Genomic DNA, 23,816 nt, shown 5'->3' with positions numbered 1-23,816 from the left:
CCTACGGATTTATACAGTCCGTAGGAGCGAGGCTTGCCCGCGATGCGGGTCAGTGCTTGAACATCACATGGCGCACGACGGTGTAGTCCTCCAGGCCGTACATGGACATGTCCTTGCCGTAGCCGGAGAGTTTCTGCCCGCCGTGGGGCATTTCGCTGACCAGCATGAAGTGGGTGTTGACCCAGGTGCAGCCATATTGCAGGCGCGCCGAGAGGCGGTGGGCGCGGCCGACATCGGCGGTCCACACCGAGGACGCCAGGCCGTAGTCCGAGTCGTTGGCCCAGCCCAGGACCTGGGCTTCGTCGGCGAAACGGGTGACCGAGACCACCGGCCCGAACACTTCGCGGCGGACGATTTCGTCGTCCTGCTGGGCGTCGGCCAGCACCGTCGGTTCGAAGAAGAAACCGTCGCCGTCCACCGTCTTGCCGCCGGTGACCAGGCGGATATGTGGCTGGGCGATGGCGCGCTCGACGAAGCCGGCCACGCGGTCGCGGTGCTGGGCGCTGATCAGCGGGCCCAGCTCGGTGTCCGGGTCGCCCTGCAGGCCGTACTTGATGCTGGCGACCGCTGCGCCGAGCTTCTCGACGAAGCGTTCGTAGATGCCCTCCTGCGCATAGATGCGGCAGGCGGCGGTACAGTCCTGGCCGGCGTTGTAGAAGCCGAAGGTGCGGATGCCGTCCACGGCGGCGTCGATGTCGGCATCGTCGAAGATGATCACCGGCGCCTTGCCGCCCAGTTCCATGTGCATGCGTTTGACGCTGTCGGCGGTGCTGGAAATGATGTTCGAGCCGGTGGCGATGGAGCCAGTGAGCGATACCATGCGCACCTTCGGATGGGTCACCAGCGGCTGGCCCACCGTGGCGCCGCGGCCGAAGACCAGGTTGAGCACGCCGGCGGGAAAGATCCCGGCTGCCAGTTCGGCCAGGCGCAGGGCGGTCAGCGGGGTCTGCTCCGAGGGCTTGAGCACCACGGTGTTGCCGGCGGCCAGGGCCGGGGCGATTTTCCAGGCGACCATCATCAGCGGGTAGTTCCACGGCGCGATGGAGGCGATTACCCCCACCGGGTCGCGACGGATCATCGACGTGTGGCCCGGCAGGTATTCGCCGCCGGCCGAACTGCTGAGGCAACGGCTGGCGCCGGCGAAGAAGCGGAACACGTCGGCAATCGCCGGGATCTCGTCGTTCAAGGCCGCGCTCAGCGGCTTGCCGCAGTTGTCCGACTCCAGCCGGGCCAGCTCTTCACCGTGGGCTTCGATGCTGTCGGCCAGCTTGAGCAACAGCAGCGAGCGTTCTTTCGGCACGGTTTGCGACCAGCTCTGGAACGCCGCGTCGGCGGCGCGCACCGCGGCATCGACCTGGGCTTCGCTGGCCTCGTTGATGTCCACCAGCACCTTGCCCAGTGCCGGGTTGAATACCGGCTGGGCAGGGCCTTCACCAGTGACCAGTTGGCCGTTGATCAAGAGTTTGGTTTGCATGTTCGTGTCCTCTTCGAAGCTATTGTTTTTCTATGGAAACGAGCCTCTGTAGGAGCGAGGCTTGCCCGCGAAAACGCGTTAGCAGTCAACATCGATGTTGAATGTGCAGGCCTCTTCGCGGGCAAGCCTCGCTCCTACAGGCCCGGGTTCCAAGCCGGTTTTATTTGCCGCCGCTGCCCGCGACGCTCTCGCCGCCGCGGGTCAGGTAATAGGCGCCGAGGATCGGCAGCATGGTCACCAGCATCACCAGCATGGCGACGACGTTGGTCACCGGTACGTCCCGCGGTCGGCTGAGCTGGTTGAGCAGCCACAGCGGCAGGGTGCGTTCATGGCCGGCGGTGAAGGTGGTGACGATGATTTCGTCGAACGACAGGGCGAACGCCAGCATGCCGCCGGCCAGCAACGCCGAGCCGAGGTTCGGCAGGATGATGTAGCGGAAGGTCTGCCAGCCGTCGGCGCCCAGGTCCATCGAGGCTTCGATCAGGCTGTGGGAGGTGCGGCGCAAACGGGCGATCACGTTGTTGTAGACAATCACCACGCAGAAGGTCGCGTGGCCAACGATGATGGTGAACATCCCCGGCTCGATCCCCAAGGTCTTGAAGGTCGCCAGCAGGGCGATGCCGGTGATGATCCCCGGCAGGGCGATGGGCAGGATCAGCATCAGCGAAATGCCCTGCTTGCCGAAGAAGTCCCGCCGGTACAGCGCCGCCGAGGCCAGGGTGCCGAGGATCAGGGCGATCAGGGTGGCGATGGCGGCGATCTGCAGCGACAGCTTGATGGCCTCGAGCACGTCGGGGCGGGCGAAGGCCACGCTGAGCCACTTCAGGGTGAAGCCCCGGGGCGGAAAGCTGAAGGCAGCGTCTTCGGTGTTGAAGGCGTAGAGGAAGATGATCAGGATCGGGAAGTGCAGGAACAGCAACCCACCCCACGCGGCAAGGCGCAGGCCCAGTGAAGCTTGTTCTCCGTGCGTGGCTGAATCAGAGCGCATCGAAGGCCCCCAGGCGTTTGACGATGGACAGGTAAATGGCGATCAGCACGATCGGCACCAGGGTGAAGGCGGCGGCCATCGGCATGTTGCCGATCGCCCCTTGCTGGGCGTAGACCATGCTGCCGACGAAGTAGCCGGGCGGGCCCACCAGCTGCGGCACGATGAAGTCGCCCAGGGTCAGGGAGAAGGTGAAGATCGAGCCGGCGGCGATACCCGGCACCGACAGCGGCAGGATCACCTGCATGAAGGTCTGGCTTGGCCTGGCGCCGAGGTCGGCGGAGGCTTGCAGCAAGGACGGCGGCAAGCGCTCCAGGGACGCCTGGATCGGCAGGATCATGAACGGCAGCCAGATATAGACGAACACCATGAAGCGTCCCAGGTGCGAGGTCGACAGGGTGCTGCCGCCGACCCCGGGAATCCCCAGGATGAACTGCAACAGCGGCTCCAGCCCCAGGTGCTGGACGAACCACTGGGCCACGCCGCCCTTGGCCAGCAGCAGGGTCCAGGCGTAGGCCTTGACGATATAGCTGGCCCACATCGGCAGCATCACCGCGATATAGAAGAACGCCTTGGTCTTGCCGCTGGTGTAGCGCGCCATGTAGTAGGCGATGGGGAAGGCGACCACGGCGCTGGCAAGCGAGACGGCGATGGCCATGCTCAGGGTGCGCAGGATGATGTCGAAGTTCGACGGCTGGAACAGCGCGGCGAAGTTGGCCAGGGTCAGGTCCGGGGTGACCGCCATGGTGAAGTCGTCGAAGGTGTAGAAGCCTTGCCAGAGCAGGACCAGCAAGGAGCCCAGGTAGATCGCGCCGAACCAGAGCAGCGGTGGTACCAGCAGCAGCGCCAGGTACAGGTTCGGCCGCCGGTACAGCAGGTTGGAAAAGCGCCGCAGCGGCGAGCCGCCGGCGCTTTGGGGAGTGATTGCCAGGGTGTTCATGTCACACCCCGCTCGCCAGGGTATCGGCCAGCGGGATCATCGCCTCGCGGGCCCAGCGCGCGCTGATGCGTTGCCCGGTCTGGTGCTGGGCGCTGCTGTCCAGCCATTGGTCGTTGGCCTGGCTGATGCTGAGGGTCTGGCCGTTGTCCAGCTGCAGCTCGTAGCGGGTGGCGCTGCCCTGGTACTGGATATCGTGCAGCAGGCCGCTGACTTCGATCTCGTGGCTGGACAGCGGGCCTTCGGCGAAGCGCACGTGTTCCGGGCGGATCGAAAAGGGCCGCTGGCTGCCGCTCAGGCGCTCGGCCAGCTCGCCGCGAATCACGTTGGAGGTACCGACGAACTCGGCGACGAAGGTGGTGGCCGGTTTCATGTACAGGTTGCGCGGGCTGTCGACCTGCTCGATGCGGCCCTTGTTGAACACTGCCACGCGGTCGGACATCGACAGGGCTTCGGTCTGGTCGTGGGTGACGAAGATGAAGGTGATGCCGAGCTGGCGCTGCAGCTTCTTCAGTTCGCCCTGCATCTGTTCGCGCAGCTTCAGGTCCAGCGCTCCCAGGGGTTCGTCCAGCAGCAGGACCCGCGGCCGATTGACCAGCGCCCGGGCCAGGGCCACGCGCTGGCGCTGGCCGCCGGACAGCTGCACCGGCTTGCGCTCGCCGTAGCCTTCCAGGGCGACCATGGCCAGGGCTTCCTCGGCGCGTTTGAGGCGCTCGGCCTTGGCGACGCCTTTGACTTTCAGGCCGTAGGCCACGTTGTCGCGCACGTTCATATGGGGGAACAGCGCGTAATCCTGGAACACGGTGTTGACGTCGCGCTGGTAGGGCGGCAACCCAGTGGCTTCGGCCCCGTGGATGTGGATCGAACCGGCACTCGGCTGTTCGAAACCGGCGATCAGGCGCAGGCAGGTGGTCTTGCCCGAGCCGGAAGGGCCGAGCATGGAAAAGAACTCGCCGTCCTGGATATCGATGGAAACCCGGTCAACGGCCTTCACCTCGCCAAACTGCCGGGAAACGTTGGTGAACTGGACTGCAAGCGTCATGGTGCGGTGCTCCGGAAAAGCGCGCTGTCGAAATAAGCGGGATCAGGTCTGGCGGCGAAGGCCGCTCCTGCCGGAGCGAACCTGGCGCAGGAACCTGTAGCCGCTGCCGCAGGCTGCGATCGCCCCGCAGGGGCGCGGCGATCCTCAGGGCGCACAAGGTCCAGCGGACCTTGCGCAGCCTGCGGCAGCGGCTACAGAGGGCTTACCGCCCGCCCATGATCGCGATGTAGTCCTGGGTCCAGCGGCTGTACGGCACGAACTTGCCGCCCTCGGCCTGCGGGGTTTTCCAGAAGGCGATCTTGTCGAACTGGTCGAAGCCGTTGGTCTTGCAGCCCTCGGCGCCCAGCAGTTCGCTTTCCTTGCAGGCCGCCGGCACGGCCGGCAGCGAACCGAACCAGGCGGCGACGTCACCCTGGACCTTCGGCGTGAGCGACCAGTCCATCCACTTGTAGGCACAGTTGGGGTGCTTGGCCTCGCTGTGCAGCATGGTGGTGTCGGCCCAGCCGGTGGCCCCTTCCTTGGGAATGGTCGAGGCGATCGGCTGTTTCTCGTTGATCAGGCCGTTGACCTGATACGGCCAGGAGCTGGCGGCGACCACGCCTTCGTTCTTGAAGTCGCTCATCTGCACCGTGGTGTCGTGCCAGTAGCGGTGGATCAGCGGCTGCTGGGCGCGCAGCAGGTCGAGCACCGCCTTGTACTGGGCCTCGGTCAGTTCGTAAGGGTTCTGGATCCCCAGTTCCGGTTTCGCGCTCTTGAGGTACAGCGCGGCGTCGGCGATGTAGATCGGCCCGTCATAGGCTTGCACGCGGCCCTTGTTGGGCTTGCCGTCCGGCAGGTTCTGCGCATCGAACAGTACGTTCCAGCTGGTCGGCGCCTGCTTGAAGACGGTGGTGTTGTACATCAGCACGTTCGGGCCCCACTGGTAGGGCGTGCCGTAGGTCTGCTTGTCGACCACGTACCAGGGCGCGTCCTTGAGGCGTGGATCGAGGTTTTTCCAGTTGGGAATCAGCGCGGTGTTGATCGGCTGCACGCGCTTGCCGACGATCAGCCGCAGGGAGGCGTCGCCGGATGCGGTGACCAGGTCGTAGCCGCCCTTGGCCATCAGGCTGACCATCTCGTCGGAGGTGCCCGCGGTCTTGACGTTGACCTTGCAACCAGTCTCTTTCTCGAAGCCGGTGACCCAGTCGTAACTCTTGTCGCTTTCGCCACGTTCGATGTAGCCGGGCCAGGCCACGATATCCAGCTGACCTTCGCCGGCGCCGACGGCCTTGAGCGGTTCGGCGGCCTGGAGGCTGGCGCTGGCCAGCAGGGCGGTGGTGATTGCACTGAGCAGTGCGGTCTTGTGCACGAACATGGGGAAACCCTCTTCTTCAAATTATGGTCGGGGCAGTTGTGAACGTGGTGGAGCGCGCCCTAAGGGCTTGTTATTAGCTTAGTGCCGTTATTCCAGGTCATTGCCGTGGCGGGCCATGATGTGCCGCACCACGCTGTAGTCCTGCAGCGAATCGCTGGACAGGTCCTTGCCGTAGCCGGAGCGTTTCAAGCCGCCGTGGGGCATTTCGCTGGCCAGCATGAAATGGCTGTTGATCCAGGTGCAGCCGTATTGCAGGCGGGCCGCCACCTGCATGGCCTTGTCCAGGTTCTGGGTCCAGACCGACGAGGCCAGGCCGTATTCCGAGTCGTTGGCCCATTCCACCGCCTGCGCCAGCTCGTCGAAACGGGTGACGGTGACCACCGGGCCGAAGACTTCGCGCTGGACGATTTCATCCTGCTGCCGGCAGCCTGCCAACAGGGTCGGCTGGTAATAGAAACCGGCGCCCGAATGCACCGCGGCGCCGGTCACCCGCTCGATATGCGGTTGGCCCAGGGCGCGTTCGACGAAGCTGGCCACGCGATCGCGCTGGCGGGTACTGATCAGCGGGCCGATCTCGTTGTCGGCATCGCGCTTGCCGGCGAACCGCAGGCTACTCACGGCGGCGCCCAGCTCGGCCACCAGGCGGTCATGGATTCCGCCCTGGGCGTAGATCCGGCAGGCCGCGGTGCAGTCCTGGCCGGCGTTGTAGTAGCCGTAGTTGCGCACGCCTTCGACCACGGCCTGCAGGTCGGCATCGTTGCAGACGATCACCGGGGCCTTGCCGCCCAGCTCCAGGTGCGTGCGTTTCAGGGTTTTCGAGGCGGCCTGGAGGATCTTCTGCCCGGTGACGATATCGCCGGTCAGCGACACCATGCGCACCTTGGGATGGCTGACCAGGTGGCTGCCGACGCCTTCGCCACCGCCGCAGACAATGTTCAGCACGCCGCGCGGCAGCAGTTCGGCCAGGGTCGGCGCCAGGGCCAGGATCGACAGCGGGGTGTGCTCCGACGGCTTGAACACCAGGGTGTTGCCGGCGGCCAGGGCCGGAGCGATCTTCCAGGCGGCCATCATGATCGGGTAGTTCCACGGCGCGATGGACGCCACCACACCGATGGGGTCGCGCCGCACCATGCTGGTGTAGCCCGGCAGGTACTCGCCGGCCAACTGGCCGGTCTGGCAGCGCACCGCGCCGGCAAAAAAACGGAACACGTCGACGGTGGCGCCCAGATCATCCTGGCGCGCCAGGTGCAGCGGTTTGCCGCAATTCAGCGATTCCAGGCGGGCCAGGTGGTCGGCCTGCTTTTCCACGGCATCGGCAATCGCCAGGAGGATGTTCGAGCGTTGCTGGGGCGTGGTTCGCGACCAGTCGGTAAAGGCGCGGTGGGCGGCGAGGATCGCGCCTTCCACCTGTTCGCTGCTGGCCTCGGCGATCTGGGTCAGCACTTCGCCGGTGGCCGGGTTGAGGATCGGCTCGACAAGCCCCTGGCCGGCGACCAATTCGCCATCGATCAACAAAGCGGTGGACAACGGAGTCTGCGCGCCAGCCATTTTCCGGGTTCTCTTTTCTTGTATGGCCATGGTGCTCTCCAGTGACGGAGGCCCGGCCCTCTCTGGACGGATGATCAGAGACTAGTGGCGGGGCCGGTGCTCGACAAATACTAAATACTGAATGCAGCGTTCGATTAAATAGATGGCTTGCGCCCGCCGTGGGGCTGTTCGCGGGCCACGGTCAGGAACGGGTCCACCAGCGTCGGGCGCGCCGCGCCACGACGCCAGGCCAGGCCGACGTCGAGGGTCTGGCTGAGGTCGGCGATGGGCCGGGCTTCGATGATGTCGCCCTCCAGCGACCAGGGGCGATAGGTCATGTCCGGCTGGATCGACACCCCAAGCCCGGCCGCCACCAGGCTGCGCACCGCTTCGGTGGAGGCGGTGCGCAAGGTGACGCGCGGTTGCAGGCCGGCGCCGGACCACAGGCGCTGGGCGTTGCGGTCCATTTCATCGACGTTGAGCTGGATCAGCGGCTCGCGCGCGACATCCGCCAGGTTGATGCTGTCGTGTTCCAGCAACGGATGCTGGGCAGGCAGCCACAGGCGGTGAGGGGAGTGGGTCAGCACTTCGGTCTGCAGGGCGTGGCGGTCCTCTAGGTTGGAGAGGATCAACACCCCGACGTCGATTTCGCCGCTGACCAGCAAGTGCTCGATGTAGGGGCGCTCATCCTCCATCACGCGGATTTCCACATTGGGGTAGGCGCGCTGGAAACGCGTGAGCAAATCCGCCAGGTAGTAACCGGCGACCAGGCTGGTCACGCCGACGATCAACTGGCCGGCCACCTGGTCGGTGCTCTGTTGCAGGCTGCGCTTGGCGTTGTCGACCGTGGCCAGGATCAGGTGCGCCTGGCGCAGGAACTGGTGGCCCTGGTGGGTCAGGGTCATGCCCTTGGCATGGCGGTTGAACAGGCTGACGCCGATTTCCTGTTCGAGCTGCTGGATCGCCAGGGTCAGGGTCGACTGGGAAATGAACACTGCCTGGGCGGCGGACGAGATCGATCCGGTCTCGGCCACGGCGATGAAGTGACGGATCTGGCGCAGGGTCATCATGGGCAATCACCGGTCAGGCGTTTTTATCGATTTTTTCGAGTGTATATCTTTTTAATCGAACGACTGCCCAGGCGCATGGCCGAGTCCGGCGAAGCAACATCTGGAAGCACACTCGAGCCCAGGCGCTGGGCACTTCGATCTAGGCTGGTGGCCTTATTGATTCGATCAACTCAAATTGCTGGAGGTTTGGATGAACACCCGTGGATTGCTCGATCAATTGCTCAAGTCCGGCCAGGAGCTGTTGCAGAACAAGGCCGGGGCGCAGCAGAACAAGGCATCCGCTGCCGACAAGGGCGCGCTGGGCGGGTTGCTCGGTGGCGGGTCCGGTGGGCTCGGCAGCCTGTTATCCGGTGCTGGTGGCGGGGCGTTGGCGGCCGGCGCCATGGGCTTGCTGCTGGGCAATAAAAAAGCCCGCAAGTTCGGGGGCAAGGCGTTGACCTACGGCGGCCTGGCGGCATTGGGCGTGATCGCCTACAAGGCCTACGGCAACTGGCAGGCGCAGCAGGCCGGTGCGCTGAAAAGCGAGCCGCAGACCCTCGACCGCCTGCCCGCGCAGCAGGTCGAGCAGCACAGCCAGGCGATTCTCAAGGCGCTGGTGGCCGCAGCCAAGGCCGATGGCCATATCGACGAGCGCGAGCGCGCCCTGATCGAAGGTGAGTTCACCAAGCTGGACAACGACCAGGAGCTGCAGCACTGGTTGCACGCCGAACTCAACAAACCCTTGGACCCGGCGGATGTCGCGCGGGCCGCCGGCACGCCGGAAATGGCCGCCGAAATGTACGTCGCCAGCGTGATGCTGGTGGACGAGGAAAACTTCATGGAGAAGGCCTACCTGGATGAGCTGTCGCGTCAGCTCAAGCTGGAGCCGGGGTTGAAGCTCGAACTGGAAAAACAGGTGCGCCAGGCCAGTCTTTGACGCCAATCGGGCGTGCGCTGGAGAAAGCTTCGCACGCCCTCTTTGATGGCTGAAATACCCTCTGCTTGTGCCGGATCATCACTGGCGGCGCTCGAGCCATCTGGCGGAAAGTAGCCCTCCAGAGCGGACCCTGCCTTTCGCTCTGAGTGAGACGTGGTGCGCAACACGCTGATAAATGATGGTACGCCCTCGGCTATACTCCCCACCATTTGAATGGCCCCGAGGACTGACTGTGAAGAACTGGACGTTGCGCCAACGCATTTTGGCGAGCTTTGCGGTGATTATCACCATCATGCTGCTGATGGTCATAGCCTCGTACTCCCGCTTGTTGAAGATCGAGGCCGGTGAAGACCGCATGCGTTCCGATGCCATTCCCGGGGTCTATTTCAGTTCGATGATTCGCGGTTCATGGGTCGACAGTTTCCTGCATACCCAGGAAATCATCGGCCTGAACGAAGGCAAGGGCGTCAGTGCCAAGGATGAGGCGGACTTCAAAAGCTTCGAGCAACGCCTGCAGAAATACATGGCCAGCTACAAGGGAACGCTTCGCGGCGAGACAGACCGGCAGGAGTTCGACGAGTTTGAAAAGCGCCATCAGGAATTTCTCAGGATTCAGGCCTCGGTCCTGGATCTGCATCGGCGTAATCAGGAAGCCGAGGCTGTCCGCGTGTTCCATGAGCAGTTGACGCCCACCTGGATCGCCGGTCGGATGAAACTCAACGACATCATCGACGAGAACAAGGGGGTCGCCGATTCGGCCGCCTCGCAGATCGACGATGCGGTGGCCGAGGCCAAGGTCACCATGGGCGTTTCCCTGCTGGTGGCGGTGCTGGCGGCGGGCCTGTGCGGCCTGTTGCTGATGCGCGCGATCATGGCGCCGATGAACCGTATCGTGAAGATCCTCGACGTCATGCGCACGGGCGATCTGACCAGCCGCCTGAACCTGGAGCGCAAGGACGAATTCGGCGCCGTGGAAACCGGCTTCAACGACATGATGACCGAACTCAACTCCCTGGTGTCCCAGGCGCAGCGCTCCTCGGTCCAGGTCACCACCTCGGTCACCGAGATTGCCGCCACCTCCAAGCAGCAACAGGCCACCGCCACCGAGACCGCGGCAACCACCACCGAAATTGGCGCGACCTCCCGGGAAATCGCGGCCACCTCGCGCGATCTGGTGCGCACCATGACCGAAGTCTCCACCGCCGCCGACCAGGCTTCGGTGCTGGCCGGCTCCGGCCAGCAAGGCTTGGCGCGGATGGAAGAAACCATGCATTCGGTGATGGGCGCGGCCGACCTGGTCAACGCCAAGCTGGCGATCCTCAATGAGAAGGCCGGCAACATCAACCAGGTGGTGGTGACCATCGTCAAGGTCGCCGACCAGACCAACCTGCTGTCGCTCAACGCCGCGATCGAAGCCGAGAAGGCCGGCGAATACGGGCGCGGTTTTGCCGTGGTGGCCACCGAAGTGCGGCGCCTGGCGGACCAGACCGCGGTCGCCACCTACGACATCGAGCAAATGGTCCGGGAGATCCAGTCGGCGGTCTCGGCCGGGGTCATGGGCATGGACAAGTTCTCCGAAGAAGTGCGCCGCGGCATGGCCGAGGTGCAGCAGGTCGGCGAGCAGCTGTCGCAGATCATCCATCAGGTCCAGGCCCTGGCGCCGCGGGTGTTGATGGTCAACGAGGGCATGCAGGCCCAGGCCACCGGTGCCGAGCAGATCAACCACGCCCTGGTGCAACTGGGCGATGCCAGCAGCCAGACCGTCGAGTCGCTGCGCCAGGCCAGTTTCGCCATCGATGAACTGAGCCAGGTGGCGGTGGGGCTGCGCAGCGGCGTCTCGCGTTTCAAAGTCTGATGAACGAGCTCGCAGCGAAAGGCGGCGCAGGGACGGCGACCAAAGACGCGCTGTTCCTGGTGTTCCGCATCGGCACCGAACGTTACGCCTTGCAGGCCGTCGAGGTGGTCGAGGTATTGCCGCGCCTGCAACTCAAGCCGATTCCCCGGGCGCCGTCCTGGGTGGCCGGGGTCTTTGCCCATCGCGGCGCGGTGGTGCCGGTGCTCGACCTGAGCGCCCTGACCTTTGGCCAGCCGGCGCAGGAACGCACCAGCACCCGCCTGGTGCTGGTGCATTACCGCCCGCAGGCGGCACAGCCCGCGCGGTTGCTGGGGCTGATCCTCGAGCAGGCCACCGACACCCTGCGGTGCAACCCGCAGGACTTCAAGGCCTACGGCCTGGATAACCGCAATGCGCCGTACCTGGGGCCGGTCCATGAAGACGCCCAGGGCCTGCTGCAATGGGTGCGGGTCGACGATCTGCTGGATGCCGAGGTGCGTGCGCTGCTGTTTCCCTCGCCGCCACTGGATCCGGCGTTGCTCGGGGAGTCGTCATGAGCAGCGACCAGCGATTTTTCGATTTTCTCAAGGAGCGCATCGGCCTCGACGTGGCCTCGGTGGGGCCGGCGATCATCGAGCGCGCGGTGCGCCAGCGCAGCATCGCCCAGCAGGCGCCCAGCACCGACCATTACTGGCAGACCCTGCAAGGCTCGCGCGATGAACAGCAAGCGTTGATCGAGGCGGTGATCGTCCCGGAAACCTGGTTTTTCCGGTACCCGGAGTCCTTCGCGACCCTGGCCAAACTCGCCCTCTCGCGCCTTTCCCAACTCAAGGGCATGCGCGCATTGCGCATCCTCAGCCTGCCGTGCTCCACCGGCGAAGAGCCGTACTCGATTGCCATGGCCCTGTTCGACGCCGGGCTTGCCCCCCATCAATTCAAGGTCGATGGCTTCGATGTCAGCCCGCTGTCGGTCGAGCGGGCCAGGCAGGCGGTGTACGGCAAGAACTCCTTTCGCGGCCAGCACAGCGATTTCCGCGAGCGGCACTTCACCGCCGAAGATGAGCGCTACAGCCTCAGCGAGCGGGTGCGCGAACAAGTGCGCCTGCAGGTCGGCAACCTGCTGGACCCGACCTTGCTGGCCCATGAACCGCCCTACGATTTTGTCTTCTGTCGCAACCTGCTGATCTATTTCGATCAGCCGACCCAGCGCCAGGTGTTCGAAGTGCTCAAGCGCCTGACTCACGTTGAAGGCGTGTTGTTCATCGGCCCGGCCGAAGGCAGCCTGCTGGGCCGTTTGGGCATGCGTTCGATCGGCATTGCCCAGTCCTTTGCCTTCAGCCGGCATAACGAACCCGAGCCCGAACCCGCGCCGGCCTTTGTCCCAAGCGCATTGCCGGCACGCCAGCCGGTGCGCAGCATCGCGCCGCCCGTGCGCAGCCGGCCGTTTTCCAGTGCCGCCGTGGCGAGCCAGCGCCCGGCGCCGACCAGGCCGGTCAGCGACGCCACGACCCTGCTGGCGAGCATCGCGGCCCTGGCCAACGAAGGTAAAAGCGCCGAGGCCCGGGCGGCCTGCGAGCACTACCTGGATACCCACGAGCCGGTGGCGCAGGTGTTCTATTGGCTAGGGCTGCTCAGCGACGTGGCGGGCAGCGCCCTGGAAGCCCAGGGTTTCTATCGCAAGGCCCTGTACTTGGACCCGCAGCACGCCGAAGCGCTGGCGCACCTGGCCGCCTTGCTGGCTTCCCAGGGCGACGTCGCCGGTGCCCGTCGATTGCAGGAGCGTGCGGCCCGTAGCGGCCGTGCAGCAGACAGTGAGCGTAAATCATGAGCGGCTCTGTTTCGTTGAACGTGACCCACGAAGATGCGCAGGCCATCGACGATTGCTGGAACCGCATCGGTATCCATGGCGACAAGAGTTGCCCGTTGCTGGCCGGGCATGTGCATTGCCGCAACTGCTCGGTGTATTCCGCCGCGGCCACCCGTCTGCTCGACCGCTATGCGTTGCAGCAGGAGCGTCCTGAGCACACGGCCGAGGCCGATACGGATGTCGTCACCCGTTCGCTGTTGATGTTCCGCCTGGGCGAGGAGTGGCTGGGCATTGCCACCCGTTGCCTGGTGGAAGTGGCGCCGCTGCAACCGATCCATTCCTTGCCGCACCAGCGCTCGCGGGCCTTGCTGGGCGTGGCGAATGTGCGTGGTGCGCTGGTGGCCTGCCTGTCGTTGGTGGAACTGCTGGGGCTGGACACCAGCGGCACGGTCGTGTCGGGCGCGCGGGTCATTCCGCGCATGCTGATCATCGCCGCCCAGGGCGGCCCGGTGGTGGTGCCGGTGGACGAGGTGGAGGGTATCCATGCCATCGACGAGCGCACCCTGGACGCCGCCGCGGTTTCCGGCCAGCAGGCCAGTGCCAAGTACACCCGTGGCGTCCTGCAATGGAAGGGCCGCAGCCTGCGTTGGCTGGATGAAGAGCAGTTGCTGTCTGCCGTGACCCGGAGCCTGACATGACCCCCGATCAAATGCGCGACGCCTCGCTGCTCGAACTCTTCAGCCTGGAAGCCGAAACCCAGACCCAGGTGCTCAGTGCCGGCCTGCTGGCGCTGGAACGCAATCCGATCCAGGCCGACCAGTTGGAAGCCTGCATGCGCGCCGCTCACTCGCTCAAGGGCGCGGCGCGGATTGTCGGGGTCGACGCTGGCGTCAGCGTGGCCCATGTGATGGAAGATTGCCTGGTCAGCGCCCAGGAAGGGCGGCTGTACCTGCATCCCGAGCATATCGATGCGCTGCTGCAGGGCACCGATTTCCTGATGCGCATTGCCACGCCGGGCAGCCAGGTCGGTGATCAGGACATTGCCGCCTATGTGGCGCTCATGGAGCAGTTGATCGGCTCGTCGGGTGCGCCGGCTGCAGGCGCTGTCCCGCCCAGGGTCGAGCCAGGCCTGTTGCCCATGGCCGAGCTGCAGCTGGAGGCCCCGCGGGTCGAACCCGAACCGCAGGTCCCGCCGTTCGAGATGCCGCAGGAGGTACTGCAGGAAACCCTGCAAGAGACGGCCGCGGCGCTTGCGCAGAAGGGCAAGAAGCTCGCCGAGGGTGGCGAGCGGGTGCTGCGGGTCACGGCCGAACGCTTGAACAGCCTGCTCGATCTGTCGAGCAAGTCGCTGGTGGAAACCCAGCGCCTGAAGCCGTACCTGGCGGCCCTGCAGCGCCTCAAGCGCATGCAGAGCAACGGGCTGCGCGCCCTGGAAAACCTCAATGGGCATCTCAAGGAGCAGGTGTTGGGCCTGGAGGCCCTCGAAGCCCTGGAGGATGCGCGGCGCCTGCTGGCGGAGTCCCAGCAGCTGCTGACCGAGAAAACCGCCGAGCTGGATGAGTTCGGCTGGCAGGCCAGCCAGCGTGCCCAGGTGCTCTACGACACCGCGCTGGCCTGTCGCATGCGGCCGTTCGCCGATGTGCTGATGGGCCAGGTACGGATGGTCCGCGACCTGGGGCGCAGCCTGGGCAAGCAGGTCCGCCTGGAAGTCGAAGGTGAGAAGACCCAGGTCGATCGCGACGTGCTGGAAAAACTCGAGGCGCCATTGACCCACCTGCTGCGCAACGCGGTCGATCACGGCATCGAAATGCCCGAGCAGCGACTGCTGGCGGGCAAGCCGGCCGAGGGCCTGATTCGCCTGCGCGCTTCCCACCAGGCCGGATTGCTGGTGCTGGAACTCAGCGACGACGGCAATGGCGTCGACCTGGAACGGGTGCGCCAGAGCATCGTCGAGCGCCAGCTGTCCCCGGCCGAGACCGCTGCCCAACTGAGCGAGGAAGAACTGCTGACCTTCCTGTTCCTGCCGGGCTTCAGCCTGCGGGACAAGGTCACCGAGGTCTCCGGGCGCGGTGTCGGCCTGGATGCGGTGCAGCACATGGTGCGCCAGCTGCGCGGCGCGGTGCAGATGGAGCAGGTGGCGGGGCAGGGCAGTCGTTTCCACCTCGAAGTGCCGCTGACCCTGTCGGTGGTGCGCAGCCTGGTGGTGGAGGTCGGCGAAGAGGCCTACGCCTTCCCGCTGGCGCATATCGAACGCATGTGCGACCTGGAGCCCGATGACATTGTCCAGCTGGAAGGGCGCCAGCATTTCTGGCACGAAGGCCGCCATGTCGGCCTGGTCGCGGCCAGCCAGCTGTTGCAACGCCCGGCGGGGCAGAGCAACGACTCCACACTCAAGGTGGTGGTGATTCGCGAGCGCGACGCGGTCTATGGCGTGGCGGTCGAGCGTTTCATCGGCGAACGGACCCTGGTGGTGCTGCCGCTGGACGACCGCCTGGGCAAGGTCCAGGACATTTCCGCCGGGGCCTTGCTCGATGACGGCTCCGTGGTGCTGATCGTCGACGTCGAGGACATGCTGCGTTCGGTGGACAAGCTGCTCAATACCGGCCGGCTGGAGCGCATCGCCCGTCACAACCGCCATCAGGCCGAGACGGCGCGCAAGCGCATCCTGGTGGTCGACGACTCGCTCACTGTGCGTGAGCTGCAACGCAAGCTTTTGCTCAACCGTGGTTATGACGTAGCGGTCGCCGTCGACGGCATGGATGGCTGGAACGCCCTGCGTTCGGAAGACTTCGACCTGCTGATCACTGACATCGATATGCCCCGAATGGATGGGATTGAATTGGTCACACTCCTGCGCCGTGACAATCGCCTGCAGTCGTTGCCGGTGATGGTGGTTTCCTACAAGGATCGCGAAGAGGACCGGCGCCGTGGACTGGATGCCGGAGCCGACTATTATCTAGCCAAAGCCAGTTTCCATGACGACGCCCTGCTGGATGCGGTGGTGGAGCTGATTGGAGGAGCGCGGGCATGAAAATCGCGATCGTCAATGACATGCCCATGGCCGTGGAGGCCCTGCGCCGGGCCCTGGCCTTCGAACCCGCGCATGAAGTGGTGTGGGTCGCGACCAATGGCGCCGAAGCGGTCGAATACTGCGCGCAGCTGACGCCCGACCTGATCCTGATGGACCTGATCATGCCGGTGATGGACGGCGTGGAGGCGACCCGCCGGATCATGGCCGAAACCCCTTGCGCCATCGTGATCGTCACGGTGGATCGCCAGCAGAACGTGCATCGGGTGTTCGAGGCCATGGGCCATGGCGCGCTGGACGTGGTCGATACACCGGCCCTGGGGGCTGGCAATGCGCAGGAAGCGGCGGCGCCTTTACTGCGCAAGATCCTCAATATCGGCTGGCTGATCGGCCAGCAGCGCGGCAACCACGTGCGTTCGGCACCGGCGCCGATGCGCACCATGGCGCAACGTCAGGGCCTGGTGGCGATCGGCTCGTCCGCCGGTGGCCCGGCCGCGCTGGAAGTGCTGCTCAAGGGGCTGCCCGCCCATTTTCCGGCCGCCATCGTGCTGGTGCAGCACGTCGACCAGGTATTCGCCGCGGGCATGGCCGAATGGCTCAGCAGCGCTTCCGGGCTGAAGGTGCGCCTGGCCCGCGAAGGCGAGCCACCGCAGAGCGGCACGGTGCTGCTGGCCGGGACCAACCACCATATCCGGCTGTTGAAGAACGGCACCCTGGCCTACACCGCCGAGCCGGTAAACGAGATCTATCGGCCATCGATCGATGTGTTTTTTGAAAGTGTCGCCAGTTACTGGAATGGCGACGCGGTCGGCGTACTGCTGACCGGCATGGGCCGCGACGGCGCCCAGGGCCTGAAGCTGATGCGCGATCAGGGTTACCTGACCATCGCCCAGGACCAGAATAGTAGCGCGGTGTATGGCATGCCCAAGGCGGCGGCTGCCATCGACGCTGCCACAGAGATTCGCCCACTGGACAAGATCGCTCCACGATTGCTGGAGATATTTGCCAAATGACCGACAAACGCAGCTGTCCTGGCCAGGTAGCAACTCAGGTGACAACCCATGAATGATTTACAGCTCGACGATTTTAAAACCGATGAAAATGCTGCGATGGTGCTGCTGGTCGACGACCAGGCAATGATCGGTGAGGCTGTGCGGCGTGGGTTGGCGAATGAAGAAAACATCGACTTCCATTTTTGTGCCGACCCGCACCAGGCCATTGCCCAGGCGATCCGCATCAAGCCGACGGTGATCCTGCAGGACCTGGTGATGCCGGGCCTGGACGGGTTGACGCTGGTGCGCGAGTACCGCAACCACCCGGCGACCCAGAATATTCCGATCATCGTGCTTTCGACCAAGGAAGACCCGCTGATCAAGAGTGCGGCCTTCGCGGCCGGGGCCAACGATTACCTGGTCAAGCTGCCGGATAATATCGAGCTGGTGGCGCGCATCCGTTACCACTCGCGCTCCTACATGACCCTGTTGCAGCGGGACGCGGCCTATCGCGCACTGCGGGTCAGCCAGCAGCAGTTGCTCGATACCAACCTGGTGCTGCAGCGCCTGATGAACTCCGATGGCCTGACCGGCCTGTCCAACCGCCGGCATTTCGACGAGTACCTGGAGCTGGAATGGCGCCGGGCAATGCGCGACCAGACCCAGTTGTCGCTGCTGATGATCGATGTCGACTACTTCAAGTCCTACAACGACAACTTCGGCCACCTGGAGGGCGATGAAGCCCTGCGCAAGGTGGCGACGGCGATCCGCGAGGCCAGCAGCCGACCGTCGGATTTACCGGCGCGTTATGGCGGGGAGGAGTTTGCCCTGGTGCTGCCGAACACCTCGCCCGGCGGGGCGCGGCTGGTGGCCGAGAAGCTGCGCCAGACCGTGGCCGCGCTGAAGATTCCGCATATCGCGCCAACCGAAGGGGCCAGCCTGACCATCAGCATCGGTCTGTCGACCATGACGCCGCAGCCGAGCACCAGTTGCCGGCAATTGATCTCGGCCGCCGACAAAGGCCTGTATCTGGCCAAGCACAATGGTCGCAACCAGGTAGGGATCGAGTGAAAAAAACCGCCACCGCGGGGGCCTAAAGCCGCCAGGCGGGCTGCCGCGCCAGCTTGATTACGTTATACTCGCCGGCTTTCAAAAGTTCGCCAACGAGTGCTGCCTGCCATGGAAATCAACCCGATCCTTAACACTATCAAGGACCTGTCCGAGCGCTCCGAAACTATTCGGGGGTATCTTTGACTACGATCAAAAGCATGAGCGTCTGACCGAAGTCAATCGCGAGCTTGAAGATCCGAACGTCTGGAACAAGCCTGAATATGCCCAGGAACTGGGCCGCGAACGCGCTGCGCTGGCGCAGATCGTCGAGACCCTGGACGAGTTGTCCGGTGGCCTGGCCGATTGCCGCGATCTGCTGGACATGGCCGTCGAAGAGAACGATGAAGGCACAGTGGGCGACGTGGTCGCCGAACTGACCCGTCTCGACGAAGCCCTGGCCAAGCTGGAATTCCGTCGCATGTTCAGCGGCGAGATGGACATGAACAACGCCTACCTGGACATCCAGGCCGGCTCCGGCGGCACCGAAGCCCAGGACTGGGCCAACATCCTGCTGCGCATGTACCTGCGCTGGGCCTCCAAGCGTGGCTTCGACGCCACCATCATGGAACTGTCCGAAGGCGAAGTCGCCGGCATCAAGGGCGCCACCGTGCACATCAAGGGCGAGTACGCCTTTGGCTGGCTGCGCACCGAGATCGGCGTGCACCGCCTGGTGCGCAAGAGCCCGTTCGACTCCGGCGCCCGCCGCCACACCTCGTTCTCGGCCGTGTTCGTGTCGCCCGAGATCGACGACAAGGTGGAAATCGAGATCAACCCGGCGGACCTGCGGATCGACACCTACCGTTCCTCCGGTGCCGGTGGTCAGCACGTAAACACCACCGACTCGGCCGTACGTATCACCCACGTACCGACCAACACCGTGGTCAGCTGCCAGAACGAACGGTCCCAGCACGCCAACAAGGACACCGCCATGAAGATGCTGCGGGCCCGGTTGTACGAGCAGGAGATCCAGAAGCGCAACGCCGCTTCCCAGGCGCTGGAAGACAGCAAGTCCGACATCGGCTGGGGCCACCAGATCCGTTCCTACGTGCTCGATGCTTCGCGGATCAAGGATCTGCGTACCAACATCGAACGCAGTGACTGCGACAAGGTGCTCGACGGCGACATCGACGAATACCTGGTGGCCAGCCTGAAGTCGGGGCTGTAAGCCGCGATACCCATGCCGCGGGCACGGCGCGCTTCTGTAGGAGCGCGGCCGGCCCGCGATCCCTTGCCACAGGCAAGGGGCAACGAACCTGTGATGGAAATTTTAAAGACATGAGCGACCTACAACTCGACCAGGCCCTGCAACAGGAAGAAAACACCCTGATCGCCCTGCGCAAGGAAAAGCTTGCTGCCGAGCGCGCCAAGGGTCAGGCCTTCCCCAACGACTTCCGCCGCGACAACTACTGCAACGACCTGCAGAAACAGTACGCGGACAAGACCAAGGAAGAGCTGGCCGAGGCGGCGATTCCGGTCAAGGTTGCCGGTCGCATCATGCTCAACCGTGGCTCGTTCATGGTGATCCAGGACATGACCGGGCGTATCCAGGTCTACGTCAACCGCAAGACCTTGCCGGAAGACACCCTTAATGCGGTCAAGACCTGGGACCTGGGCGACATCATCGCCGCCGAAGGCACCCTGGCCCGTTCCGGCAAGGGCGACCTGTACGTCGAGATGACCAACGTGCGCCTGCTGACCAAGTCGCTGCGCCCGCTGCCGGACAAGCATCACGGCCTGACCGACACCGAGCAGCGTTATCGCCAGCGCTACGTCGACCTGATCGTCAACGAAGACGTGCGCGAAACCTTCCGCGTGCGTTCCCAGGTCATCGCCCACATCCGCAGCTTCCTGATGAAGCGTGACTTCCTGGAAGTGGAAACGCCGATGCTGCAGACCATTCCTGGCGGCGCGGCGGCCAAGCCGTTCGAGACCCACCACAACGCCCTGGACATGGAAATGTTCCTGCGTATCGCGCCGGAGCTGTATCTGAAGCGTCTGGTGGTCGGTGGCTTCGAGAAAGTGTTCGAGATCAACCGCAACTTCCGTAACGAAGGTGTTTCGACCCGGCACAACCCTGAATTCACCATGTTGGAGTTCTACCAGGCCTACGCCGACTACGAAGACAACATGGACCTGACCGAAGAACTGTTCCGCGAGCTGGCGCAGCTGGTCCTGGGCAGCACCGACGTGCCGTACGGCGACAAGGTGTTCCACTTCGGCGAGCCGTTCGTCCGTCTGTCGGTGTTCGACTCGATCCTCAAGTACAACCCTGAGCTGACCGCCGATGATCTGAACGACATCGACAAGGCCCGTGCCATCGCCAAGAAGGCCGGTGCCAAGGTGCTCGGCTTCGAAGGCCTGGGCAAGCTGCAGGTGATGATTTTCGAAGAGCTGGTCGAGCACAAGCTGGAACAGCCGCACTTCATTACCCAGTACCCGTTCGAAGTCTCGCCGCTGGCCCGTCGCAACGACGAGAACCCGAACGTGACCGATCGTTTCGAGCTGTTCATCGGTGGTCGCGAAATCGCCAACGCCTACTCCGAGTTGAACGACGCGGAAGACCAGGCCGAGCGTTTCATGGCCCAGGTGGCCGACAAGGACGCCGGTGACGACGAAGCCATGCACTACGATGCTGACTTCGTTCGCGCCCTGGAGTACGGCATGCCGCCGACCGCCGGTGAAGGTATCGGCATCGACCGCCTGGTGATGCTGCTGACCAACTCCCCGTCGATCCGCGACGTGATCCTGTTCCCGCACATGCGGCCGCAAGCGTAAATATGTTGAATAAAAAGCCGCCGCTAACAGGCGGCTTTTTATTGTCTGTGTGGCACTGACGTACTGCTTTTTTCATTTTTTATGTGAGAGGAATACCTGTCGTGAACCGTGCAATTGCTCAAGAAGGTGCAGCTGGCATCGCCACTGCGGTCGCTGAAAGTGTTCAGTACCAGGGCCGCAAGGCCAGCCGACAGGGCAGTGAGCAACGTCGCCAGGATATTCTCGACGCGGCCATGCGCATCGTCGTGCGCGATGGCGTGCGCGCCGTGCGTCATCGCGCGGTCGCCGCCGAAGCCGGTGTGCCGCTGTCGGCCACCACCTATTACTTCAAGGATATCGATGACCTGCTCACCGATACCTTCGCCCAATACGTCGAGCGCAGCGCCGCCTTCATGGCCAAGCTCTGGGCCAACAACGAAGGCTTGCTGCGGGAGATGGTCGCCTATGGCGACGGCAGCCCGGAGTCCCGCGCACAACTGGCCGATGACATTGCCCGCCTGACCGCCGACTACGTGCAGCGGCAACTGCATAACCGCCGCGAGCATCTGATGGCCGAGCAGGCGTTTCGCCAGGAGGCGCTGCTCAACCCGCGCCTGGCGGTGCTGGTGCGCTCCCACCAGCAGATCCTGCTGCACGGCACCTGCCAGTTCTTCCAGGTATTGGGTTCCCGCGAGCCGCAACAGGATGCCAAAGTGTTGACGTCTATAATCGGACGGATGGAATATCAGGGCCTGCTCAACGGGGCAGAGCCGTTGGCCGACGAAGACATGCTGGGCATTCTTACCCGGTACATGCATCTGGTTCTGGCCTCGGTGTGATGTGTTCCCTGTAGCTGCTGCCGCAGGCTGCGATAAGGTCCGAAGGGCCTTCCTGCGGATTCCATGGGCGCTGGAGCGAACGCGGGCTTCATCAGCTGCCACGCGTGTTTGAGTCGACTGCTGATAGGGAGTGTTGAATGAAAGCCTGGCGTGTTGTGATCGCCTTGTCGTTCCTGCTGCTCAGCGGCTGCCTGGTGTCCTTCAAGGAACCCTTGCCGGCCGACCAGGCAGCGCCTGCGGCGTTGCTGGGCAAATGGACCAGCAAGAATGCCTGGGGCGAACCGCTCACCCTGCAGCTGAGCCGCATCGGCAACAACCGCTACAAGGCCGTCACTTCCGTCAAGGCCAGGCCGCAACAGCACGACACCTACGAGTTCACCGTTTCCCGCCATGGCAGCCGCTGGTATCTCTCGGCGGCGGTGCCCCAGGCGCTGGGTGGGCACTTCACCATCGCCGGTTTCGAGTTGACCGACGACCACGAACTGGTGCTCTACCAGCTCGATCTCGAGCAGATCAATCAGGCCCGCGGGCAGAATGCCCTGCGAGGCGAACCGTTCGACACCAAGGACGGCGAGGGCGTGCTGATCGACAGCGCGCTACCACAGGTTTTCGCCTATCTGGACGACCCCGCCAACTCCGACGTGTTCGTCGAGGCGGCGCGCTTCCAGCGGGCGGGCAAGTAAACGCAGTACAGACGTTTTAACGGGAGTTTTGGGGTGGACGATTACCAGCAGACGATACGCACCTTGTCCGATCGCATTGTGCTGGCACAGACGCCGATCCGCGTACTGGATGCGGTGAAGTGGGACGACAACATCCGCAAAGGTTTCCTCAAGGCCAACGGTAAGGAAATGCCGGCGGTGGACCGCGCCTATTACGAAGGCCGGCCGCTGTCTTTCGACTCCAGCGCGGTGAAGCTGGAGTTCCAGAACATCGAGCGTGACATCACCCGGCAACTGGGCCAGTTCAACCCGGTGGGGCAGATCATGCGGCGCATGTGCAAGGAGTACCGCATGGTGGTGCGGATGCTCGAGGCCCGTGGCACCGAGGATTTCGGGCTGATATCCCAGGAGCTCTACGGCGCGGCCTCCGACGCTTTTCATGCCGGCGACCCGACCCTGGCCGACCTGGGCCTGATGCTCTCGGATTACCTGAACAACATCGACGGCCGTGGCGACCTCAAGGACGAACCCAAGACCCTGAGCGCCAAGGAAGCCGTGAGCCTGCTGCAAAGCCGGCTGAACAAGGTGTTCGGCGAGGCCGAGGAAACCATCCGGGTCTTCGAGTCCGACGGCATCGTCGCCGACGCGGCGGCCGGCGCCGACTACATCAAGATCCGCGCCGACGCCATGTTCAACGAGCGCGATGTACGGGCCCTGGAAGTCCACGAAGGCCTGGTGCACGTGGGCACCACCCTCAATGGCCTGAACCAGCCGATCTGCACCTTCCTGTCCAAGGGCCCGCCCTCGTCGACCGTGACCCAGGAAGGCCTGGCGATCCTGATGGAGATCATCACCTTTGCCTCCTACCCGAGCCGTCTGCGCAAGCTGACCAACCGCACCCGCGCCATTCACATGGTGGAGGAGGGCGCGGACTTCATGCAGGTGTTCGCGTTCTTCCGCGAGCAGGGGTTCGAAATGGCCGAAAGTTATGGCAACGCCAGCCGGGTGTTCCGTGGTTCGGTGCCGACGGGCCTGCCATTCACCAAAGACTTGTCCTATCTCAAGGGCTTCATCATGGTTTACAACTACATTCAGTTGGCCGTGCGCAAGGGCAAGCTCGAGCAGATCCCGCTGATGTTCTGCGGCAAGACCACCCTGGAGGACATGCGTACCCTGCGCCAGTTGGTCGACGAAGGCCTGGTGGTGCCGCCCAAGTACCTGCCGGACCAGTTCCGCGACATGAACGCGCTGTCGGCCTGGATGTGTTTCTCCAACTTCCTCAACCACCTGAGCCTGGACCGGATCGAGGCGGATTACTCGAATATCCTGTGACCCACACCCTGTAGGAGCGGCCTCGCCCCAGGTTTCCTGCTGGCGTGCCACATCTGTAGCCGCTGCCGAGCCATGGCGAGGCTGCGATCGGGCTGGGCGGCATTCCGACGAAGCGGTCGTAAAACCGGGCAACCTGTTCTTCCTGGCAAACCG

The 23,816-nt window shown here is 64.2% G+C and carries 20 protein-coding genes; 13 read left to right on the top strand and 7 right to left on the bottom strand.

The annotated features are described in order from the left end of the window. Positions 1-49: 49 nt before the first annotated feature. From PVZ78_RS14045 to PVZ78_RS14015, 7 genes are all read right to left on the bottom strand, one after another. A complete protein-coding gene (locus PVZ78_RS14045) occupies positions 50-1,474 on the bottom strand; it encodes a gamma-aminobutyraldehyde dehydrogenase (RefSeq protein ID WP_009047161.1) in 1,425 nt (474 codons plus the stop codon). A gap of 160 nt (positions 1,475-1,634) precedes the next feature. Further along, on the bottom strand, positions 1,635-2,462 hold the full coding sequence (locus tag PVZ78_RS14040; RefSeq protein WP_273828834.1) for an ABC transporter permease: 828 nt from the start codon (positions 2,460-2,462) through the stop codon (positions 1,635-1,637). Then, on the bottom strand, positions 2,452-3,399 hold the full coding sequence (locus tag PVZ78_RS14035; RefSeq protein WP_009047163.1) for an ABC transporter permease: 948 nt from the start codon (positions 3,397-3,399) through the stop codon (positions 2,452-2,454). Before PVZ78_RS14035 ends, PVZ78_RS14040 begins: the two co-directional genes overlap by 11 nt. Position 3,400: 1 nt before the next feature. Continuing rightward, the gene (locus PVZ78_RS14030) at positions 3,401-4,438 is read right to left on the bottom strand and encodes an ABC transporter ATP-binding protein (RefSeq protein ID WP_009047164.1); all 1,038 of its coding nucleotides are present in this window, start codon (positions 4,436-4,438) and stop codon (positions 3,401-3,403) included. A gap of 202 nt (positions 4,439-4,640) precedes the next feature. Beyond that, positions 4,641-5,792: a putative ABC transporter substrate-binding protein YdcS gene (gene ydcS / locus PVZ78_RS14025; protein WP_273828833.1), complete on the bottom strand. Its 1,152-nt coding sequence runs from the start codon at positions 5,790-5,792 to the stop codon at positions 4,641-4,643. 87 nt (positions 5,793-5,879) lie between these two features. Then, a complete protein-coding gene (locus PVZ78_RS14020) occupies positions 5,880-7,370 on the bottom strand; it encodes a gamma-aminobutyraldehyde dehydrogenase (RefSeq protein WP_028681738.1) in 1,491 nt (496 codons plus the stop codon). 104 nt (positions 7,371-7,474) lie between these two features. Next, positions 7,475-8,389 (bottom strand): LysR family transcriptional regulator, encoded by a 915-nt coding sequence (locus PVZ78_RS14015; RefSeq protein ID WP_009047167.1) that lies wholly within the window; start codon positions 8,387-8,389, stop codon positions 7,475-7,477. 190 nt (positions 8,390-8,579) lie between these two features. On the opposite strand from PVZ78_RS14015, the gene PVZ78_RS14010 reads away from it, so the two are divergent. From PVZ78_RS14010 to PVZ78_RS13950, 13 genes are all read left to right on the top strand, one after another. Then, positions 8,580-9,305: a tellurite resistance TerB family protein gene (locus tag PVZ78_RS14010; protein ID WP_273828832.1), complete on the top strand. Its 726-nt coding sequence runs from the start codon at positions 8,580-8,582 to the stop codon at positions 9,303-9,305. Between the two features lie 232 nt (positions 9,306-9,537). Further along, positions 9,538-11,160 (top strand): methyl-accepting chemotaxis protein, encoded by a 1,623-nt coding sequence (locus PVZ78_RS14005; RefSeq protein ID WP_009047169.1) that lies wholly within the window; start codon positions 9,538-9,540, stop codon positions 11,158-11,160. Further along, the gene (locus PVZ78_RS14000) at positions 11,160-11,696 is read left to right on the top strand and encodes a chemotaxis protein CheW (protein ID WP_009047170.1); all 537 of its coding nucleotides are present in this window, start codon (positions 11,160-11,162) and stop codon (positions 11,694-11,696) included. The genes PVZ78_RS14005 and PVZ78_RS14000 overlap by 1 nt, the downstream gene beginning before the upstream one ends. Next, positions 11,693-12,967, top strand: coding sequence for a CheR family methyltransferase (locus PVZ78_RS13995; protein WP_009047171.1), 1,275 nt, complete (start codon positions 11,693-11,695; stop codon positions 12,965-12,967). Before PVZ78_RS14000 ends, PVZ78_RS13995 begins: the two co-directional genes overlap by 4 nt. Beyond that, positions 12,964-13,644, top strand: coding sequence for a chemotaxis protein CheW (locus tag PVZ78_RS13990; protein WP_009047172.1), 681 nt, complete (start codon positions 12,964-12,966; stop codon positions 13,642-13,644). The genes PVZ78_RS13995 and PVZ78_RS13990 overlap by 4 nt, the downstream gene beginning before the upstream one ends. Beyond that, on the top strand, positions 13,641-15,977 hold the full coding sequence (locus PVZ78_RS13985; RefSeq protein WP_053268323.1) for a hybrid sensor histidine kinase/response regulator: 2,337 nt from the start codon (positions 13,641-13,643) through the stop codon (positions 15,975-15,977). Before PVZ78_RS13990 ends, PVZ78_RS13985 begins: the two co-directional genes overlap by 4 nt. Next, on the top strand, positions 15,974-16,987 hold the full coding sequence (locus PVZ78_RS13980) for a chemotaxis response regulator protein-glutamate methylesterase (RefSeq protein WP_009047174.1): 1,014 nt from the start codon (positions 15,974-15,976) through the stop codon (positions 16,985-16,987). Before PVZ78_RS13985 ends, PVZ78_RS13980 begins: the two co-directional genes overlap by 4 nt. Positions 16,988-17,035: 48 nt before the next feature. After that, complete coding sequence (locus PVZ78_RS13975; RefSeq protein ID WP_007927977.1) at positions 17,036-18,037, top strand: response regulator; 1,002 nt, start codon at positions 17,036-17,038, stop codon at positions 18,035-18,037. 108 nt (positions 18,038-18,145) lie between these two features. Next, a protein-coding gene (prfB, locus tag PVZ78_RS13970; RefSeq protein ID WP_097305473.1) for a peptide chain release factor 2 occupies positions 18,146-19,241 on the top strand; the annotation gives its coding sequence in 2 pieces (ribosomal slippage) (positions 18,146-18,217 and positions 18,219-19,241; 1,095 coding nt in all). Between the two features lie 110 nt (positions 19,242-19,351). Continuing rightward, positions 19,352-20,851 carry a lysine--tRNA ligase gene (gene lysS / locus PVZ78_RS13965; protein WP_009047175.1) on the top strand — a complete coding sequence of 500 codons (1,500 nt, stop codon included), beginning with the start codon at positions 19,352-19,354 and terminating at the stop codon, positions 20,849-20,851. 101 nt (positions 20,852-20,952) lie between these two features. Further along, the gene (locus PVZ78_RS13960; protein ID WP_009047176.1) at positions 20,953-21,669 is read left to right on the top strand and encodes a TetR/AcrR family transcriptional regulator; all 717 of its coding nucleotides are present in this window, start codon (positions 20,953-20,955) and stop codon (positions 21,667-21,669) included. Between the two features lie 137 nt (positions 21,670-21,806). After that, entirely contained in the window at positions 21,807-22,352 is a 546-nt protein-coding gene (locus tag PVZ78_RS13955) for a hypothetical protein (protein ID WP_009047177.1), read from the top strand. Positions 22,353-22,385: 33 nt separating this feature from the next. Beyond that, positions 22,386-23,663 carry a flavohemoglobin expression-modulating QEGLA motif protein gene (locus tag PVZ78_RS13950; protein WP_009047178.1) on the top strand — a complete coding sequence of 426 codons (1,278 nt, stop codon included), beginning with the start codon at positions 22,386-22,388 and terminating at the stop codon, positions 23,661-23,663. Positions 23,664-23,816 lie beyond the last annotated feature (153 nt).

This window comes from Pseudomonas sp. SBT1-2, from assembly GCF_028640875.1.
GTDB classification, from domain to species: Bacteria; Pseudomonadota; Gammaproteobacteria; order Pseudomonadales; family Pseudomonadaceae; genus Aquipseudomonas; species Aquipseudomonas chlororaphis_I.
The sequence above is the reverse complement of the archived record's forward strand: the minus strand, read 5'-3'. Positions and strand labels throughout refer to the sequence as shown.